The following is a 2,034-nucleotide window of genomic DNA, read 5'->3' as shown; positions in this document are numbered from 1 at the left end:
GTATGGGCTCCGAATGCAAAATATGTAAGCGTTGTAGGGGATTTCAACGGATATGATAGAAATAAAAATCCTTTAATGAAAAAAGAGGGCGGAATATGGGAAGGGGTTGTAAAAAACGCAAAAAAAGGCGATACGTATAAATATTTTTTAATAGGCGCCAATAATAAAGAAATTTTAAAAGCCGACCCTTTTGCCTTTTATAATGAAAAACCTCCTAAATCGGCTTCCGTTGTCTGGGATTTTGAATATAAAATAAAATATAATAGGATAAAAAACGAATACAATAAACCCGTAAATATCTATGAAGTCCATCTTGGAAGCTGGAAAAAAGGCCTTGATTATAAAGAAGCGGCGGTTGAGCTTAGCAGATACTGTAAGGATATGGGATACAATTATATCGAGCTTATGCCGATAACCGAATATCCATATGACGGCTCGTGGGGATATCAGGTAACGGGGTATTTTGCTCCTACTGCCAGATACGGAAACCCGGATGAATTTATGAAATTTGTGGATATTATGCATAAAAACGGCATAGGCGTTATACTTGACTGGGTACCAAGCCATTTTGCCGTTGACGGGCACGGGCTTATTACGTTTGACGGCAGCTGTCTGTATGAGCACTGCGACCCGCGTCTTGGTTACCATCCCGACTGGAAAAGCCATATTTTTGATTATTCAAAAGGAGAAGTCAGAAGCTTTTTAATAAGCAGCGCAAATTACTGGTTTAGCAGATATAATATTGACGCTTTGCGCGTAGATGCCGTAGCTTCAATGCTTTATCTCGATTACGGACGTGATGAATGGGTGCCTAATGTGTATGGAGGAAGGGAAAACCTTGATGCGATAAGGTTTTTAAAGGATTTAAACAGATTAAATCACGATGAATTTAAAAATATATTTATAATTGCCGAAGAATCGACCTCGTTTCCCGGAATTACGAAAAGCGTGGAAGAGGGGGGATTAGGGTTTGATTTTAAATGGAATATGGGTTGGATGAACGATACGCTTAATTATTTTCACCTTGACCCTTTATTCAGAAAACATCACCATCATGAAATAGCCCATCTTTTTTATTACGCTTTTGCGGAAAAATATATATTGCCTCTGTCTCACGATGAAGTGGTTCACGGCAAAGGCTCTTTAATTAATAAAATGCCTGGGAGTTATGATAAAAAATTTGAAAATTTAAAAGCCCTTTTTGCGTTTATGTATGCGTTTTTCGGGAAAAAACTTCTTTTTATGGGAGGAGAATTCGCCCAGTTCAGAGAGTGGGATTACAAAGAAGAACTTGACTGGTTTTTGATAGAAAAGTTCCCTAAACATAAAGAGTTAAAAGATTATGTTAAGAAACTTAATCATTTTTATCTTAATGAGAAATCTTTATGGATGGATGATTATGTTAATTTTAAATGGATAAACTATAAAGATTACACAAGAAGCGTATTTTCTTACATAAGAGGCGATTTGGTAATTGTTTGTAATTTTGCCGATTGTGAATGGAAAAATTATAAATTCGGATGTGATTTTGATGAATTGGAAGTTGTTTTTGATTCAAAAAATAAAAAGATTGGTAAAATATACAAATCCAAACCGGAAAAATTTGAAGATTTTAAAAAGTCTTTTGAAATAGACTTAGAACCTTTAAGTGTAATATATTTTAAAAACAAAAAGGAGAAAGTATGAAATTTTATAATGAACTTAAATCCGTTACTCCAAAAGAGCTGCTTGAAAAAATAAAGGAAGAAAGATACAGCGGAGAGGTGGGATATTATGATTTGCCTGAGAGCTCAAAAGATTTGATAGACGAAGCAAAAGAGATAAAAGCAAATCAGATAGCGGTAATAGGTATCGGAGGAAGTAATCTAGGGACTATGGCTATAGATTCTCTTTTAAAACATACGGGCGAATATATAGAAATTATTTATCTTGAAAACACCGACCCGATTGATTTGAATGAAAAATTCAGAAAAATAAGAAACGACGCGCTTTTTATTGTAGTCTCAAAATCGGGAAACACCGTTGAGACGCTTA

At 35.0% G+C, this 2,034-nt stretch carries 2 protein-coding genes; both read left to right on the top strand.

The features are described from left to right. On the top strand, nucleotides 1–1,686 hold a 1,686-nt coding region (gene glgB / locus ACXJH6_RS00905; RefSeq protein ID WP_456469881.1), incomplete at its 5' end, for a 1,4-alpha-glucan branching protein GlgB. Beyond that, nucleotides 1,683–2,034, top strand: a 352-nt coding sequence (locus ACXJH6_RS00900) for a phosphoglucose isomerase-related protein (protein ID WP_503417174.1), incomplete at its 3' end; no start/stop codon positions are given. The genes glgB and ACXJH6_RS00900, both read left to right, overlap by 4 nt.

This window comes from Caminibacter sp., from assembly GCF_053999135.1.
This window is presented reverse-complemented; position numbering and strand designations above follow the sequence as displayed.